The organism is Neisseria sp. HMSC070F02, assembly GCF_001814225.1.
GTDB lineage: Bacteria > Pseudomonadota > Gammaproteobacteria > Burkholderiales > Neisseriaceae > Neisseria > Neisseria meningitidis.
Genome location: NZ_KV815445.1, coordinates 1 through 865 on the forward strand (window position 1 = coordinate 1; position 865 = coordinate 865).

At 45.8% G+C, this 865-nt stretch carries 2 pseudogenes; both read left to right on the plus strand.

Annotated elements, in window-relative coordinates:
* Nucleotides 1-157, plus strand: a pseudogene (locus HMPREF2959_RS06790) (prepilin-type cleavage/methylation domain-containing protein); the annotation flags it as partial.
* 547 nt (nucleotides 158-704) lie between these two features.
* Nucleotides 705-865 (plus strand): annotated as a pseudogene (pilE, locus tag HMPREF2959_RS06795) (fimbrial major subunit PilE); the annotation flags it as partial.

The following is an 865-nucleotide window of genomic DNA, read 5'->3' on the forward strand; positions in this document are numbered from 1 at the left end:
CGGTTCGGTAAAATGGTTCTGCGGACTGCCGGTTACGCGCACCGCCCCCACCACCACCAACGACGACGTCAAAGCCGACACCGCCGCCAACGGCAAGCAGATCGACACCAAGCACCTGCCGTCAACAGCATCGACAAGAAAATCGACACCAAACTAGAGAAACCTTTTTACCCGATAAGTTTCCGTACCGACGAGGCTGGATTCCCGCCTGCGCGGGAATGACGGCGGAGCGGTTTCTGTTCGGACACAGGAACACCACGCGCCGATTTCAAACACTTTCCAAGAAAACGGAAATTTTTAAAAATTAAATTTAAAATTTCCCACCCAACCCACCCTATGCTACCGCGCAAATTCAAAAATCTCAAATTCCGACCCAATCAACACACCCGATGCCCCATGCCAATAGAAATACCCCACACCAATAAAAAAGTGCCGAAAATCGGCACTAAAACTGACAATTTTCAACACTGCTGACAAAAAACGGCAACCCCCTAATTACTCAAACCACGCCAAACGAAAGAAAATGTAAAATAAAAACAATCATATAAAGATAAACGCATAAATTTTCACCTCAAAATACAAACTTGGTACCAATCTTGCTTTATAATACACAGGTATCGCAACAAAATACCGATGGTCAAATACATTGCATAATGCCGATGGCGTAAGCTTGAAGCATTTCCTTTCCAATTAGGAGTAATTTTATGAACACCCTTCAAAAAGGTTTTACCCTTATCGAGCTGATGATTGTGATTGCCATCGTCGGCATTTTGGCGGCAGTCGCCCTTCCTGCTTATCAAGACTACACAGCCCGCGCGCAAGTTTCCGAAGCCATCCTTTTGGCCGAAGGTCAAAAATCAGCCGT